Raw genomic sequence first — 16,230 nt, forward strand, 5'->3', positions numbered from 1 at the left:
GGGTTAATGTACGACAAAAGCGGTTTTATCCTGACGTTTTTTATCCTTGTACATTGCGCTGTCTGCGAGGTGAAGCGCACAGTTTACATCAGTCTCCAGCGGATCAATTTCCACCACGCCCAGACTGGCGCCAGGATAAAACAGATGAATATCGCCCAGGTGGTAGTCGCCGCAAATTTGCTGCTGCAACTGATGTTTCACCTGCTGCAGACGAACGCGTTGCTCCCTGTCATCATCCGGCGACAGGCGAGCGACTAAAAATTCGTCACCGCCCAGTCGACCGAGAATGTCATTATCACTACATTTACGCAGCAGGCGGTGGCCAATCTGGATCAGGAACTGGTCGCCAACCTCGTGGCCAAAGCGGTCATTGATCAATTTGAAATCATCCAAATCGATATAGGCGACAACTATCTTCTGCCTGAGGTGGCGGGCGAGCGAAAAAAGGGTCTCTACATTTTCAAAAATTGCGCGCCGATTCGGTAATCCGGTCAGGGCATCGGTGTAGGAGTGAGCAATCAGCGCAGCGTTCGCTTCACGTAACTGAGCAACCAGCGACTCTTTTTGAATCGACTGGGCGATTAGACCGGCAAACAGATGCAACACCTGTTCACCACGTTCGCTTAACGCATGCTGGCGGCGACTGGTGGCGCAGAGCGTTCCGTAAAATGTTCCGTCCGGAAGATGAACGGGAGTACTCAGAAAAGTGGTGATGTCCAGTGCGCGAGCGGCGGTACATTCCGGCCATCGTGCGGGCACGTTGTCGCTGAACAGACAGTTTTCCTCAATAGCGCGTTTGCACAGCGTTTCATCCCACGGTACGGACAGCCCTTCGGGGATCTGCATTTGGCTGCTATTACGCGCATACAGAATATGCTGCAGACGGGCATCCAGATCGACCTTGGTCAAGTATGTAGATTCCATCTCAGTCACTACTTCCAGCATTTCCAGAAGTTGGCGTACCAGACTCTCAACTGACTGCTCCGTGGCTAAGGATTGTGAGACTCTGGCAAGGATCATGTCCGACATGAGGTGTAAATACTCCTGAGTGATGACAAGGCTGGCGTGGGCGCATGATAGAACATCAGGGAGCAAGATGAAACACGTGTTTCTGGCTGAAATGTAATCATAAAATTGAAATTAGAACGTAAAACATGGAGATAGAAGGGAAGTCGGGGTAACCTGCCGGAATAATGCTTTTAAACAGGAGTAGAGATGAAACTAGTGTCTATTATTTTGCCCGGCTTGCTGGTGCTGGCGGGGTGTACCACGCAGCCTGATGCCCCTAAACCACCAAAAATCGGCATGGCGAATCCGGCATCGGTGTATTGCGAACAAAAGGGCGGTACGCTGGTTGCGGTGCAGACTCCGCAAGGCGTAAGGTCAGACTGCAAACTACCCGGAGGGGAAGTGATTGATGAATGGGCGCTCTGGCGTAGAGATCATCCGACAGCGGGCAAGTGATACGCGGTCAGCATTGACGTAGCCACTCAGCGAGCACCAGCGCGTGGTTTTGCTGGGTATTTTTCGCCGCATACAGTAGCGTTAAGGTTTGCTGTCGGGCAATCTCTGCGAGGCGCTTTCCTTCTTGCTGCTGTTGAGCCAGTTCAGCGCGATATTGCTCAGAAAAATGCGAGAAATCAATCAACTCTGCGTGGAATGCCTTACGTAAATCAGATGACGGGGTAAGTGCTTTATTCCATTCGTTGAAAATAAGATCGCTCTTTTTCACCCCGCGAGGCCATAACCGGTCGACCAACACGCGGTAACCATCGCTTTTTTCTGCCGGGTCATACACACGTTTGCACTGAATATTCATCTCTTCATCCGCTCCATTAAGCTATCGCTATTACGGTTAAATAAGATCGTAAAACGTGACCATTATAGCATTCCGCCAGCCCTGACTCCCAATTTAAGGGATTGTGATACCAACAAAAAATCGGTAGGCTGAGGCTCCTTATAGTGTCCCTCATTGTCTGGACATAAGGAAAGTTTAATGGAAATTTCCCCGATTAAAGATACGCTTCGCATTGCGCTGGTGGGCGATTACAACCCCGATATTGTGGCGCATCAGGCTATTCCTCTTGCCATTGATGATGCCGCTGCCGTCCTGGAATTAGTGGCTGATTATGACTGGCTAACCACATCTGATATCAGCAGCAGTGAGGACCTGGTAGGTTATGATGCCATTTGGGTCGTTCCAGGCAGTCCTTATCGCCACCTGGAAGGGGCGCTGATCGCGATACGCTATGCGCGCGAAAACAGCATCCCATTCCTGGGTACCTGTGGCGGCTTTCAACATGCCATTCTGGAGTATGCCCGCAACGTGCTGGGCTGGATCGACGCCGCCCACGCGGAGACGGACACCACGGGTCGGATGGTGATAGCACCGTTGACCTGCTCGCTGGTAGAAAAAACGGATGATATTGAGCTTCGGGCCAATACGCTGATTGCCAAAGCCTACGGACGGGATGTTATCTCGGAGGGATATCACTGCAACTATGGCGTATCGGAAGATTTTGCCGCTGAGCTGGAGCGCGGCGATCTCCGTGTGACCGGTTGGGATGAGGCTGGTGATATTCGTGCCATTGAGCTGGTGACACATCCATTTTATGTCGGCACGCTCTTTCAGCATGAACGCGGAGCGCTGGCGGGAAAACCCGTACCTCTGGTTCAGGCGATGCTGCGCGCCGCGCGCGGATAAATATTGGGCAGGTTGTCCGCGAACCTGCCTTCTGCATTATGCGCTCGCGATCTCCCGATTGCGCCCCGCGCACAAACCAAACACCGCCATCAGCATCGCTAACACGGCGACACCCGTTAATGGAATCAGCCAACTACCGTTGAGGTCGTGAATTTTCCCCATCAGCGGTGGCCCGCAGGCGGCCAGTAAATATCCGACAGACTGCGCCATGCCGGAGAGCGCTGCAGCCTGATGCGCTGAGCTTGCGCGCAGGCCAATAAAGGTTAAGCCGAGGATCATCGTCGCGCCTGAGCCAAAGCCAAACAGGATGGTCCATAGCAATGCCTGTTCGGGCATTATGGCGAATCCCGCCGCGCCGACGGCGCACATTAACGAAACCAGAGCGGCGATGGCGCGCTGATCCTTAAATCTGTTCAGGACGAGAGGGATCAATATTCCCGGCGCGGCAGTCGCCAGCTGCAGTAAACCATGCAACGAACCGGCCTGAGATTCACTGTAGCCATGGCTAATTAAAATGGCGGGTAGCCAGCCAATGATGACGTAATAGACAAGGGAGTTGATCCCCAGAAACAGCGTCACTTGCCAGGCTAGGCCAGAGCGCCAGATCGCGCGGGAATGCAAGGCGCGCGAGTTACTCAGGCTGGCATGAGCAGTCTGGCGGCATTGGGGCAACCAGATAATCAGCGCCAGCAGCGGGAAGGCCATCAGCACCATCAACGCACCGCGCCAGCCAAATCCATTTAGTGCCAATGGAACCACAATTGCCGAGCCCAGTGCCGCCGCCGCGCCCATGGTCAGCGAGTATGCGCCAGTGAGTTTCGCCACATGCTGGGAAAAATCACGCTTAATCAATCCGGGTAACAGCACATTTCCCAACGCGATTCCGCAACCAATGATGGCGGTACCGCTAAACAGGAACCCTGAGGAAGGCAGCGAACGAATCGCAATACCTACGCAAATCAACAGCATCGCGGCAAACAGGCTACGTTCGATGCCCCAGCGGCGCGCAACGGCGGCAGCCAGGGGTGATACCAGCGCGAAGGCCAGCAGCGGCAGGGTAGTCAGAAGCCCAGTCTGGGCGGTACTCAAGCCGTAGTCGGCGCGAATGGCATCCAGCAACGGGGCTGCGCCGGTAAAGGTGACGCGCAGTGTGGTGGCAATCATCAGGATCCCCGCGATCAGCAACGCTGCATTTTTGCCACGGGAGGAAGGTGTAGTAATCATTTTTTTCTCATATCGTCAGGCGAGGCGATACTTTAGCGTTTTTACACTATGGATGAATCAAGCTAAAATGACAGATTATCGCTAAAATAGGACATTCTTATGTTGGGGCTGAGACTGGATGGATATGAGCCCGATTTGCACCACGATGCGGCGGTCGCATTTTGTATTCAGGCTCGGGAAGATGAACTTTTCAGTCCGCTGCATCAGCATCGTAAGGGACAGTTGATCCTGGCGCTGCATGGCGCGATCACCTGTGAAGTTGAAAATGCTATGTGGATGGTGCCTCCGCAATATGCGGTGTGGATCCCTGGCGAAATTCCACACAGCAACCACGTTACCGTAGGCGCGCAATTGTGTTTTCTGTTTATTGAGCCGCAGGCTGTCGTGATGCCTGAACGTTGCTGCACGCTGAAAATCGCCCCGTTATGTCGGGAACTCATTCTGGCGCTGGCGTCCAAATCGGATGCTCAGCGACTGGAGCCGGCAACCCAGCGGCTGACGCAAGTGTTGTTTGATGAACTCCCGCAGCAACCACAGGAGCAGATGCAGTTACCGGTTTCCGATCACCCGAAAATTCGCAGAATGGTCGCAACGATGGCGAAAGAGCCAGCACAATGGCAGACGTTGGGACAATGGGCCAGCGTATTTGCGATGAGTGAACGTAACCTTGCTCGTCTGGTCGTCAAAGAAACGGGGTTGAGTTTTCGCCGCTGGCGTCACCAGCTCCAGCTGATTCTGGCGCTGCAGGCGTTGATCGATGGCCGCAATGTACAACAGGTCGCGCAAATGCTCGGGTACGATTCGACCACGGCATTTATCACTATGTTCAAAAAAGGCCTGGGGCAGACGCCAGGCCGTTATCTGAACGGGCTGGCTACTGCTTCCCAACAATCAACGAGACCAGGCCTGCCGCAATAAGCGGCCCCACCGGCACACCGCGAAACAGCGCCACGCCCAGTACCGTGCCCACCAGTAATCCGGCAACAAGCTGGGGCTGACTGCCCATTAGCGTAACGCCGCGTCCGCCGAGCCATGAGACAAATACCCCGACGGCAATAGCGACCAGTGATTTCCAGTTTACAAAGGAGTGGATGAGCGTGGAGGGCGGTAGCGTTCCGCTGGCGATCGGTGCCATGACGCCAATGGTCAGAATGATAATCCCGACGGTCAGGCCCTGTTTTTCAATCCAGGGGAAGAAAGTATTCAGAGGGGTAACACGGACAATGATCAGCACCAGAATTGAAACAGCGACAGTGGTGTTGTGGCTGACAAAGCCCAGAGCTGCCAGTCCGAGGAGGAGCAGCAGAGTGACATCAAACATCGTAGTTTCCTTGCCAAAAGAAAAAATAAGCCTGCTTACTGTACGCGTAAATGCGTGACGGAACAGGCTTTTTTTAATGATTATGATTTTTTTTGGGCTAACGCACGATGCGACGTTTTTTACTGCTAACGCAGACTATTATTGTTCGCGGCGGAAAGGGATTAATTCAGGTTGCGCGATACGCAGGTAATCTGCGGTATCCATGATCACGGATTTTTCCAGCAACCCAGCATTAAACGCAATTTCATGAAAACGCTCAAACAATAGCGGATCAGCGACCAGCTTGAGATTAGGATGAAAACTGAACGGTGGGATAGCGCCAAATACGCAGCCAGTCAGTTCATCTACCTCCGCCGGGCTGGCAAGAGACGCTCTCAACCCGCCAATATGGCTGGCTAACCGGCTCAGGTCGGCCTGCTGATCGGCAGAGAGGATCGCCAGAACATGCTGATTGACGCCGTTGCCTTTTACTTTGCAGACCAGCGCTTTTGCTCCCTGGCCCAGTGCGGTACCACGAATTTCAGAAACTGCCTCACATTTGCCGACGGCTTCATGGCTTACCACGCGGTACGTTGCGCCTTGCTCTGACAACAGCGAAATTAAACGCTGATGCGTTGCGTTACCTTTGTTCACTTCCGTCATGACTTACTCCTGGTACAACAATGAAAATCCTGCAGAAAAATAATCACGCACCGGCGTGTTTTTTCTGTTTGTTCAGATAGAGCTGTGCATCAGATGCTTTGTAAGCATCATCAATAGTGTCGTTCGGCTGCATATTATAAACCCCGGCGGAGAAGCTGATGGATATATCATGCGCAATAATTTGTAAGTTATAGCGAATTCTCTCCAGCAGGCGGGGCGTTAAATCACTGGGGTGGTCGATGAGGATAATACAAAACTCATCGCCGCCGAGGCGGATGGCGTAGTCGCTTTTGCGAATAGAGCTTTGAATGGCTTTGGCCAGATGGGTGATAATCCGATCGCCTTCTTTATGCCCTAACGTGTCATTGATGACTTTCAGTTTATCGCAGTCGATGGCGATAAAGGTGACGAGCGTTCCCGTGTTCACCAACTGTTGCAAACGCTGCTCAAGCGCCGGCGTTAAAATTTTACGGTTGTAGAGCCCGGTCATCGCATCACTGACATTTTCCCGCGTGACGTTGTGATACAACCGAAAATGCGTTCTGACCATATTCAGCAGTAATATCGTTGCCAGTAAATAGAATGCGAATATCTTCCAGGACGAGACAATAAAATACATAACATCGAGTGAGAGTGTGATGCGTATACCACCGGGTATGTCCTTCTCATAGTCAACATAGCGGAACAGATCGGTTTCACTTTTATGAACGAGAATCTCTTTACCGGAGCTGGTATCCGAGACCGTTACGTTAAGATAGCGCCAGACGAGAGGGCGGTCGCTGGTATAGAAAATATTCTGTAAATTCTCTTTATTAATATCTACCATCACCACACCTTTTAACTTACCGGTGTAGTAGACCGGTGTTAAAAAGCTCATCACTTTTTTCTCGGTCAGGTTATCTTCATAAATACTGGAAATCACCGTGCGGCCGGTGAAAATACCATCAATATCATTCTGGTCGATTCCCAGCGTACCTTTTTGCAAAAACGACCAGTTGTGTATCGCAAATTTCCGCGAGTCGATCAAATCATAGAAATAGACGTAGTTATTTTTGAGATCGACGTAATATCGAAATTTATACTCTAACGTCCCTAATCCCTGACCGTAATCTTTCTGCTGACGATTAACATTGACCGCCCGGTCAAAAGAAGGCAGCAGAAAAATGTCATCAAGCTGCTCACTACATTTTGTTGAGGTGGTCTGCAACGTACCGTGCAATGGCAGATAGTTGTGCTTAGTAAGGTTGAGCCCATGAGCGCCGTTAACGCTGTCGAAAGCGGTGCAAAGTGCTTTTTGCTGTTCGAGAGAGGCTGGCTCATGGGGGGACGAAAATGTGCGCATCAGATGGGCTGCGATGCTCTGATTTGTGTACTTATCATAGAGGAACGATGAGTCGGCTTTCTCATTGATATAGCGCATGTACGCATTCATTGCTTTATCGCTGGCAATGAGCTCATAAACCAAAAAAGAAGACGTCAAAACAATTACGCTGACGGAGATAAAGAGCCTGAGCGCTTTATGATGCAATTTCATAATGATTTACAGCCCTGTAAGTCTGATAGTTCAGTCTATCACACGGCATACATCCGCTCTAACGCTACGGGCAAGGACATTTTGTAATAAAAATCATTCGCGCGCTTCACCTTTAACTCTTAATGTTGTATTTATAATGCAACTTATAAAAGGAGACAGGCCAATGAGCGCGACTGAAAAAGCGGGTCATACATTTTTAGCCAGCCTGGGCAAAACCCGTCTGCGTCCGGGCGGCGTTGAAGCAACAGAATGGTTGTTTAGCCAGTCACAGCTGACGCCCGGCAGCCAGGTGCTTGAAGTGGCGTGCAACATGGCCACGACGGCGATAGAGTTAGTTCAACGCTTTGGTTGTACGGTCTACGCTATCGATATGGATAAAACCGCGCTGTCTAATGCCAGAAATAATGTGGCAGCAAATGGGCTGGAAAATCACATCCATGTGATGGCTGCGAATGCCAGTACCCTGCCTTTTGCGGATAACAGTTTTGATGTTGTGATTAACGAAGCCATGCTGACAATGTATGCCGATAAAGCGAAGGCGAAGTTAATTGCCGAATATTATCGTGTGTTGAAGCCCGGTGGGCGCCTGCTCACCCACGATATTATGTTCACCGCCCAAAAACTGGGCGCGGGCGATCAGGGCCAGCTTGTCGATGTGGTGAAATCAAACGTTAGCCCAATGACCAGACAAGGCTGGCGTGATTTGTTTCTTAACTGCGGGTTCGAACAGGTCTTGCAGCAGAATGGCAACATGTCGCTGATGTCACCGCGCGGATTAATTCGTGATGAAGGGCTTACAGGGGCAGTTAAAATTGTGTTTAACGGCTTACGCACGAGCGAAAATCGTCGTCGGTTCCTGAAAATGTTTCGCTTCTTCCGTTCGCAACGTCATCAGTTAAACTACATTGCCTGCTGCTCTGTTAAGGGAAAATAAAAACAGGATGGGGCACTATTTATAAAATCAGTCAGCACATCTACGCGCTGACTGATTTGTTTAGATTAATTGTTACTGGTCGTACTTTGCTTATGAAACAGTTCGCGAAATACCGGGTAAATATCATCCTGGTCGCGGATATGCTGCATCGCAAAGTTATCAAAGGTTGATTGCAGATGTTCGTATTCACGCCATAAGGTTTGGTGAGCGCGGCGAGTGATTTCGATATAGCTGTAATAGCGTACCACTGGCAGCAGCTTTTTCGCCAAAATCTCATGACACAGCGGTGAATCATCTGCCCAGTTATCACCATCCGATGCCTGTGCAGCATAGATGTTCCACTGGGCAGGGTTGTAGCGATCTTTCACCACTTCATCCATTAACTTCAGCGCACTGGAGACAATGGTCCCCCCGGTTTCCTGAGAGTAGAAGAACTCGTGCTCATCCACTTCTTTCGCCTGGGTATGGTGGCGAATATAAACCACCTCCACGTTCTTATAGGTCCGGCTTAAGAACAGATACAGCAGGATATAAAAACGTTTAGCCATATCTTTGGTCGACTGATCCATCGAACCAGAGACGTCCATCAGGCAGAACATTACCGCCTGGCTGGAAGGGTCGGGGCGTTTTTCATAATTTTTGTAGCGTAAATCAAAGGTGTCGATAAATGGCACGCGTTCGATTTTTGCCCGCAGTTCGGCAATCTCTTTGCGTAACCGTTCCTCTTCCAGCAACTGCGCTGGTTCGCTTTTCGCGATGGTTTCCAGATCCGCTTCGAGAGCATGCAGTTCGCGACGCTTACCCGCTGTCATCGCCGTACGGCGCGCCAGTGAGTTTTGCAGGGATCGCACCACGCTAATGTTGGCAGGCACACCGTTAGAGGTAAAACCTGCCCGGTGTGTTTTATACTCCGTTAACTGACGCTGCTGATTCTGCTTCAGGTTAGGAAGTGCTAAATCTTCGAACAACAGATCAAGATATTCATCTTTAGAGATCTGAAAGACGAACTCATCCTGACCCTCACCATCCTGGCTGGCCTGGCCTTGTCCACTTCCTGAGCCGCCACCGCCGCCTTGTGGGCGTTCAATGCGGTCATTCTGCACAAAATGGTCGTTACCCGGATGTACGCGATGGCGCAGGCCACCACGTCCCTGATGAAACATTGGTTCGCTAATATCATCAGTCGGAATAGAGACAGATTCGCCGCTATCCACATCAGTCACCGAACGCTTGTTAATGGCCTCGGAGATCGACTGTTTAATTTGCGATTTATAACGGCGTAAGAAGCGCTGGCGGTTTACCGTGCTCTTGTTTTTGCCGTTAAGACGCCGGTCAATAAACCAGGTCATAAGCCCCCCGTACTGCCAACTGTTCGCCATGTCTGTAAGTGCCGGATGGCGCTGTCGCTATCCGGCCTACGGAACATTGTTTTGCAAGCCCGGTAAGCGCATGCGCCACCGGGCACTTATGTTAAGACGATTTACGTACGCGCAAATACCATTCGCACAGTAAACGCACCTGTTTACGCGTGTAGCCTTTTTCCATCATACGGTCGACAAAATCGTCGTGTTTTTTCTGCTCGTCAGTCGAGGTTTTAGCATTGAACGAAATGACCGGCAGCAGCTCCTCGGTATTGGAGAACATTTTCTTCTCAATAACCGTGCGTAGTTTTTCGTAACTGGTCCAGTTTGGATTGCGACCGCTGTTATTCGCTCTGGCACGCAGAACAAAGTTGACGATCTCGTTACGGAAATCTTTCGGGTTACTGATACCCGCCGGCTTCTCAATTTTCTCCAGTTCTGAGTTCAGTGACTCGCGATCAAACAGCTGACCGGTATCTGGATCGCGATACTCCTGATCCTGAATCCAGAAATCCGCATAAGTGACATAACGGTCGAAAATGTTCTGTCCGTATTCGGAATAGGATTCGAGATAAGCTGTCTGGATCTCCTTGCCGATGAATTCAGCATATTTCGGGATCAGATAGCCTTTCAGGAACTCAAGATAACGCTCAGCTTGCTCCTGCGGGAACTGTTCACGCTCGATTTGCTGCTCCAGTACGTAGAACAGATGAACCGGGTTAGCTGCCACTTCGGCATGGTCAAAGTTAAAGACGCGAGAGAGGATCTTAAACGCGAAACGCGTGGACAGACCGTTCATTCCCTCATCAACCCCGGCGTAATCCCGATACTCCTGATAGGATTTCGCTTTTGGATCGGTATCTTTCAGGCTTTCGCCATCGTAAACGCGCATCTTCGAGTAAATGCTCGAGTTCTCAGGTTCTTTCAGGCGAGAAAGAATGGTAAAGCGAGAGAGCGTTTCCAACGTGCCCGGTGCGCAAGGCGCATGGGTCAGCTCACTGTGGTTAAGCAGTTTTTCGTAAATTTTGATCTCTTCAGAGATCCGCAGGCAATAAGGCACTTTGACGATGTAAACACGGTCAAGGAACGCCTCATTGTTTTTGTTATTACGGAACGTTACCCATTCAGACTCGTTCGAGTGGGCAAGAATAATCCCGTTAAACGGCAGGGCGGAGATACCTTCTGTCCCGTTGTAGTTTCCTTCTTGGGTGGCGGTCAGCAGAGGATGCAGCACTTTAATCGGTGCTTTAAACATCTCAACGAACTCCATAATCCCCTGGTTTGAGCGGCATAGTGCGCCCGAATAACCGTAGGCATCAGGATCGTTCTGGGCGTGGTGTTCGAGTTTACGAATATCCACTTTCCCGACCAGCGCAGAAATATCCTGGTTGTTTTCATCACCAGGCTCCGTTTTAGCGATTGCGATCTGCTCCAGAATAGACGGCCAGACTTTGACGACGCGGAATTTTGTAATGTCCCCGCCAAAATCATGCAGACGTTTAGCAGCCCACGGCGACATGATCGTACCGAGATAACGACGCGGGATCCCATACTCTTTATCCAGGATCTGCGCGTCTTCCTGCGGATTAAACAGGCATAACGGATGATCGTTGACCGGGCTACGTTCGCCATTGGCGCTCAGGACATAAATCGGTACTCGTTGCATCAGCGACTTCAGCCGCTCAGCAAGAGATGATTTCCCCCCTCCCACAGGCCCCAGCAGATACAGAATCTGCTTCTTCTCTTCCAGACCTTGAGCCGCATGCTTCAAATAAGAAACAATCTGCTCAATGGCGTCTTCCATGCCGTAAAACTCTTCAAAAGCGGGATAGCGTGCAATTACCCGATTCGAAAAGAGTCGAGAAAGTCGAGGTTCATGGGCAGTGTCAACCATGACAGGCTCACCAATAGCCATTAATAGCCGCTCTGCCGCGTTGGCATAAGCACTGCGATCTTGCCGACAAGTGGTAAGAAACTCCTGCAGCGTGAACTCTTCGTCCTTGGCAGCTTCATAACGCTGGCGATAGTGATCGAATATATTCATGGTATGCCGTCCTTTCGTTTTTTAGCACATGTTAAGAGCCGTTCATATGAATAGTAGAGGCCCCTGAAGAGGTAAACTGAACGACGTCGCTGCTGAAGAAATAAGCAACTCTCATGCCATTTTAGTGGTCAGGAGATCAACGTATTCGGTGATACACCTTCTAAAATTAAGCGTAGATGGCATTTGCAAAACTTGCCTGTGTGCGCAAATGAATTTCAATGGCATATCAATAACTCATCAGCAAAAAAAGCACATCTTATGTAAAGAATTGGAGCGGGATTCATGCGGTGTTCACCGTGCTGCAAGCAAAATGTCATCACTCGCTGAGAAATTAGGGGGTTACATTCTGGGGTGAATACGTAAAATAGTTGGGCTGAAGCGTATTGGCGGTTACACTTTGACCGCTACACATTTGAATAAGGAATTATGGATTGTGACCAAACTCAAACTTCTGGCACTTGGCGTCCTTGCCGCAACCGCAGTTAGCACCGCACAGGCGGAAAGTCAGTGGACTGTTGGCGCGGGTGTTGGTGTGATTAACAGCCCGTACAAACAGTATGACCGCGATGTTTACCCTGTTCCGGTTGTCACCTATGAAGGCGATAATGTGTGGTTCCGCGGCTTGGGTGGCGGTTACTATTTGTGGAATGATACGGCAGATAAGCTTTCCATCATGGCGTACTATGATCCGACGCATTTCAAGCCGGGTGATAGCGATAGCCATGCTTTACGCCAACTCGACAAGCGTAAAAGCAGCTTGATGGCTGGTCTATCATATGTACATAACACCCAGTATGGTTTCCTGCGTACCGCACTGGCGGGTGATACCCTGGATAACAGCAACGGCTTTATCTGGGATCTGGCCTGGCTCTACCGTTACACCAATGGTGGTCTGACCCTGACGCCGGGTATCGGTGTGCAGTACAGCAGCGAAAACTACAACGACTACTATTATGGTGTGTCCAATCACGAGTCTCGCCGCAGTGGTCTGAATAGCTACAACGCTGACGATGGATGGGATCCGTACCTGGAGTTGACCGCGAGCTATAACTTCCTTGGCAACTGGAACGTGTACGGCACTGGCCGTTATGTGCGTTTGAGTGATGAAGTGAAAGACAGCCCGATGGTCGATAAGTCCTGGTCTGGCATCTTCTCGGTGGGTGTGACCTACAAGTTCTGATACTACTCGGTGTCAAACACTAGCCCGCATCTCTGCGGGCTTTTTTACGTCATTAAATTTAAGACAACCCCCAGATCATGATGGTGCAATTTGTGCACCCTAACAGGACACATGCACGTTGTTTTGCTTTACTGTGGTGCATTAACACAGGAGGGTGCGATGACAGCGAAACAGGTGACGTTTACAAACCAGGTATCGCTTCCTGCTATTGGGCAGGGAACATGGTACATGGGCGAGGATCCAAGCCGACGCCGGGATGAAGTGTCTGCGCTGCAGGCCGGACTGGATCTCGGCCTGCGATTGATTGATACCGCAGAAATGTACGCTGATGGTGCAGCGGAAGAGGTGGTGGGTGAAGCATTAACGGGACGGCGTGATAGCGCTTTTTTAGTCTCGAAAGTTTACCCATGGAATGCCGGTGGAGAGAAAGCCATTGCCGCCTGCGAAGCCAGCCTGCGTCGACTGAAAACTGATTATCTGGATCTCTATTTGCTGCACTGGATGGGCGATTTTTCATTTGCAGAGACCGTCGATGCCATGGAAACACTGATTGCGCAGGGGAAAATCCGCCGTTGGGGCGTCTCAAATCTCGATTATGATGATATGCAGGCGTTATGGCAGGTACCCGGTGGACGGGAGTGTGTGACTAACCAGGTGCTTTATCATTTAGCCTCGCGCGGTATTGAATATGATTTACTGCCGTGGTGCCAGCAGCAGCAGATGCCGGTCATGGCATACAGTCCGCTGGCCCAGGCGGGACGGCTGCGTGGCGATTTGCTTTCTAATTCCGTGGTGAATGACATTGCGCGCGTGCACAATGTTAGTGCTGCGCAGATTTTGCTGGCGTGGGTGATTCGTCAGTCGGGTGTAATAGCAATTCCAAAAGCCGCAAGCGTAGCGCATGTCGAACAAAATGCCGCCGCGCTGGAGATAACGCTCTCTGTGGATGAGCTGAAGCAGTTAGATAAGGCGTATCCGGCGCCAAAAGGTAAAACAGCGCTGGATATGGCCTGATTTGCCAAATTACGATGCTCACGCAGCTTATCAGGCCAACGGCTGCGTGCGGTTTGCAGGCCGGATAAGGCGTTAGCCGCATCCGGCATGTTGCACTGATTTGCCTGATGGCGATGCGCTTATCAGGCCTACGACTGCGTGTGTTTGTAGGCCGGATAAGGCGTTAGCCGCATCCGGCATGATGAGCAGAGTTGTCTTAGCGTTTAGCAACACGAATAGTCTGCGCGAGGCGAGATGGTTTTTCTTCGGTGGTTTTCTGCGGAGCGGTCGCGTAAGCCGTTTCTACACAAACAAACGTTTTGTAGCCATCATCCGGCATGTCGCCCATACTGACGGACAGCGCCGGGCCAGGGTTCCAGCCCACGACATTCAGGTGGTGGTGGTGGACAACGTCGATATTGCGATTCAACGCATCATCATGAATCACGCTGCACGCTTCCGGATTCAGATAGACACGATCGGTGCGGTCCGGGAAGGTCTGGATACCATCAGCCAGCACATCTTCTTTAGCATCATTCACTTTATCGATCAGGCGATCGCCGAGACCACTAACTTTCACTGCCGCAATGTCACCAACGTTGAAATAGGTATGCAGTGCCGAGGTGGTTTCAAACTCACCGTGAGCTTCCAGCTCCATCTCACAGGTGGCTCCCACTTTGAAACGGGCCAGCAGGCAAAACTCGTGCGGCCAAAGCTGACGCGTTTCGGCATTGCTCTGCAGTTCAAACGTCAACACCACGCCATTGTCGTCTTCGTTGTGCGCTTTCAGCGTCCATGGCAAGTTACGGGCAAAACCATGCGAAGGCAGGCCCTGCTGAGCAGCCGGACCAAACCACGGCCAGCAAATTGGTACGCCGCCACGCAGCGCTACGCCGGTTTTAAACGGGGTATTGTTGCTTAACCACAGGACTTCCTCTTCGCCGTTTGGTTTCCAGGAAAGAAGATGTGCGCCCTGTAGCGCGAAAGACGCTTTAACCTGGGGGTGATCGACAACAAGAACCTCAAGCTCATCAAGCTGACGGCGGGAGAGGACAGGGGTAAGCTGTTCAATGACCGGGAGAGCGAAAATTTTGTTAATCATGATGCAATCCTTGGTATGTGAATATTTTGGTCATAAAAAAAGGCGACCGAAGTCGCCTTTTTGGATCAGATACTCATCTCAACTTATTTGGAGATGTGAGCAATCAGGTCCAGAACTTTGTTAGAGTAGCCGGTTTCGTTGTCGTACCAGGATACCAGTTTCACGAAGTTGTCGTTCAGTGCGATACCAGCTTTAGCATCGAACACGGAAGTGCAAACTTCACCGTTGAAATCGGTAGATACTACGTCGTCTTCGGTGTAACCCAGAACGCCTTTCATCGGGCCTTCGGAAGCAGCTTTGATTGCTTTCTTAATTTCTTCGTAAGAAGCAGCTTTTTCCAGACGAACGGTCAGGTCAACAACGGATACGTTCGGGGTAGGAACGCGGAACGCCATACCAGTCAGTTTGCCGTTCAGTTCTGGCAGTACTTTACCTACAGCTTTAGCTGCACCGGTAGAGGACGGGATGATGTTCTGGGATGCGCCGCGGCCGCCGCGCCAGTCTTTGTGAGACGGGCCATCAACGGTTTTCTGAGTAGCGGTGGTCGCGTGAACAGTAGTCATCAGACCTTCGATGATGCCGAAGTTGTCGTTGATAACTTTAGCCAGCGGAGCCAGGCAGTTAGTGGTGCAGGAAGCGTTAGAAACGATGTCCTGACCTTCGTATTTGTCAAAGTTAGCGCCTTTAACAAACATCGGAGTGTTATCTTTGGACGGACCAGTCAGAACCACTTTTTTCGCGCCAGCAGTGATGTGCTTACGAGCGGTTTCATCTGTCAGGAACAGGCCAGTAGCTTCAGCTACTACGTCAACACCAACTTCGTCCCATTTCAGGTTAGCCGGATCACGTTCAGCGGTAACACGGATTTTTTTACCGTTTACGATCAGATGACCGTCTTTCACTTCAACGGTACCGTTGAAACGGCCGTGAGTGGAGTCATATTTCAGCATGTAAGCCATGTAGTCAGCGTCTAACAGGTCGTTGATTGCAACGATCTCGATGTCAGAACGTTCTTGAGCAGCACGGAAAACAATGCGACCGATACGGCCAAAACCGTTGATACCTACTTTGATAGTCATATATTCCACCAGCTATTTGTTAGTGAATAAAAGGTTGCCTGTAAAATTACAAAAACCTTACGCAGCGTCAAGCGGAATCGTGTCAATCATTGCGACAAATCAATCTGCTGCC

15 protein-coding genes and 1 pseudogene are annotated in these 16,230 nt (G+C 50.7%); 6 read left to right on the top strand and 10 right to left on the bottom strand.

All coding sequences use genetic code 11. The features are described from left to right. Positions 1 to 3 precede the first annotated feature (3 nt). Positions 4 to 1,029, bottom strand: coding sequence for a sensor domain-containing diguanylate cyclase (locus E6P06_RS13275; RefSeq protein WP_003846675.1), 1,026 nt, complete (start codon positions 1,027 to 1,029; stop codon positions 4 to 6). Between the two features lie 186 nt (positions 1,030 to 1,215). Between E6P06_RS13275 and E6P06_RS13280 the strand changes: the two genes are divergently transcribed. Next, positions 1,216 to 1,464: a DUF333 domain-containing protein gene (locus E6P06_RS13280; protein ID WP_003846673.1), complete on the top strand. Its 249-nt coding sequence runs from the start codon at positions 1,216 to 1,218 to the stop codon at positions 1,462 to 1,464. A gap of 7 nt (positions 1,465 to 1,471) precedes the next feature. Here E6P06_RS13280 and E6P06_RS13285 read toward each other — a convergent pair whose 3' ends face one another. Beyond that, on the bottom strand, positions 1,472 to 1,819 hold the full coding sequence (locus tag E6P06_RS13285; RefSeq protein WP_003030722.1) for a DUF488 domain-containing protein: 348 nt from the start codon (positions 1,817 to 1,819) through the stop codon (positions 1,472 to 1,474). A gap of 177 nt (positions 1,820 to 1,996) precedes the next feature. Between E6P06_RS13285 and E6P06_RS13290 the strand changes: the two genes are divergently transcribed. Next, positions 1,997 to 2,704: a CTP synthase gene (locus E6P06_RS13290; RefSeq protein WP_003846671.1), complete on the top strand. Its 708-nt coding sequence runs from the start codon at positions 1,997 to 1,999 to the stop codon at positions 2,702 to 2,704. A gap of 36 nt (positions 2,705 to 2,740) precedes the next feature. Here E6P06_RS13290 and E6P06_RS13295 read toward each other — a convergent pair whose 3' ends face one another. After that, entirely contained in the window at positions 2,741 to 3,928 is a 1,188-nt protein-coding gene (locus tag E6P06_RS13295) for a CynX/NimT family MFS transporter (protein WP_003846669.1), read from the bottom strand. A gap of 99 nt (positions 3,929 to 4,027) precedes the next feature. Here E6P06_RS13295 and E6P06_RS13300 point away from each other — a divergent pair. Beyond that, a pseudogene (locus E6P06_RS13300) lies at positions 4,028 to 4,820 on the top strand (helix-turn-helix transcriptional regulator); the annotation flags it as partial. On the opposite strand, the gene E6P06_RS13305 reads toward E6P06_RS13300, so the two are convergent. The 3 genes from E6P06_RS13305 to dgcJ all read right to left on the bottom strand — a co-directional run bounded on the left by E6P06_RS13305 (position 4,803) and on the right by dgcJ (position 7,425). Continuing rightward, entirely contained in the window at positions 4,803 to 5,249 is a 447-nt protein-coding gene (locus tag E6P06_RS13305) for a DUF441 domain-containing protein (RefSeq protein WP_139935316.1), read from the bottom strand. The pseudogene E6P06_RS13300 and the gene E6P06_RS13305 sit on opposite strands and share 18 nt — an antisense overlap. 138 nt (positions 5,250 to 5,387) lie before the next feature. Further along, positions 5,388 to 5,891, bottom strand: a complete 504-nt coding sequence (locus tag E6P06_RS13310) for a YbaK/prolyl-tRNA synthetase associated domain-containing protein (RefSeq protein WP_003030712.1) — start codon at positions 5,889 to 5,891, stop codon at positions 5,388 to 5,390. 43 nt (positions 5,892 to 5,934) lie between these two features. Continuing rightward, positions 5,935 to 7,425, bottom strand: coding sequence for a diguanylate cyclase DgcJ (dgcJ, locus tag E6P06_RS13315; RefSeq protein WP_003840869.1), 1,491 nt, complete (start codon positions 7,423 to 7,425; stop codon positions 5,935 to 5,937). 163 nt (positions 7,426 to 7,588) lie between these two features. On the opposite strand from dgcJ, the gene E6P06_RS13320 reads away from it, so the two are divergent. After that, on the top strand, positions 7,589 to 8,359 hold the full coding sequence (locus E6P06_RS13320) for a class I SAM-dependent methyltransferase (RefSeq protein ID WP_044700039.1): 771 nt from the start codon (positions 7,589 to 7,591) through the stop codon (positions 8,357 to 8,359). A gap of 65 nt (positions 8,360 to 8,424) precedes the next feature. Here the strand turns inward: E6P06_RS13320 and E6P06_RS13325 are convergent, their stop codons facing one another. Both E6P06_RS13325 and yeaG read right to left on the bottom strand, forming a co-directional pair. Continuing rightward, positions 8,425 to 9,708 (bottom strand): YeaH/YhbH family protein, encoded by a 1,284-nt coding sequence (locus tag E6P06_RS13325; RefSeq protein ID WP_003030708.1) that lies wholly within the window; start codon positions 9,706 to 9,708, stop codon positions 8,425 to 8,427. 121 nt (positions 9,709 to 9,829) lie between these two features. Further along, complete coding sequence (gene yeaG, locus E6P06_RS13330) at positions 9,830 to 11,764, bottom strand: protein kinase YeaG (protein ID WP_049016455.1); 1,935 nt, start codon at positions 11,762 to 11,764, stop codon at positions 9,830 to 9,832. A 433-nt stretch (positions 11,765 to 12,197) separates the two neighbouring features. Here yeaG and E6P06_RS13335 point away from each other — a divergent pair, with 433 nt between their 5' ends. Together E6P06_RS13335 and E6P06_RS13340 are read left to right on the top strand one after the other, a co-directional pair. Beyond that, positions 12,198 to 12,944, top strand: a complete 747-nt coding sequence (locus E6P06_RS13335; RefSeq protein WP_003030706.1) for a MipA/OmpV family protein — start codon at positions 12,198 to 12,200, stop codon at positions 12,942 to 12,944. Positions 12,945 to 13,103: 159 nt separating this feature from the next. Next, positions 13,104 to 13,958, top strand: a complete 855-nt coding sequence (locus E6P06_RS13340; RefSeq protein ID WP_061549997.1) for an aldo/keto reductase — start codon at positions 13,104 to 13,106, stop codon at positions 13,956 to 13,958. A 196-nt stretch (positions 13,959 to 14,154) separates the two neighbouring features. Here the strand turns inward: E6P06_RS13340 and E6P06_RS13345 are convergent, their stop codons facing one another. Both E6P06_RS13345 and gapA read right to left on the bottom strand, forming a co-directional pair. Next, a complete protein-coding gene (locus E6P06_RS13345) occupies positions 14,155 to 15,039 on the bottom strand; it encodes a D-hexose-6-phosphate mutarotase (RefSeq protein ID WP_003846660.1) in 885 nt (294 codons plus the stop codon). Between the two features lie 83 nt (positions 15,040 to 15,122). Beyond that, a complete protein-coding gene (gapA, locus tag E6P06_RS13350; RefSeq protein ID WP_003030697.1) occupies positions 15,123 to 16,118 on the bottom strand; it encodes a glyceraldehyde-3-phosphate dehydrogenase in 996 nt (331 codons plus the stop codon). Positions 16,119 to 16,230: the final 112 nt, after the last annotated feature.

It is taken from the genome of Citrobacter sp. CF971 (assembly GCF_006385635.1).
Classification (GTDB): Bacteria; Pseudomonadota; Gammaproteobacteria; order Enterobacterales; family Enterobacteriaceae; genus Citrobacter; species Citrobacter freundii.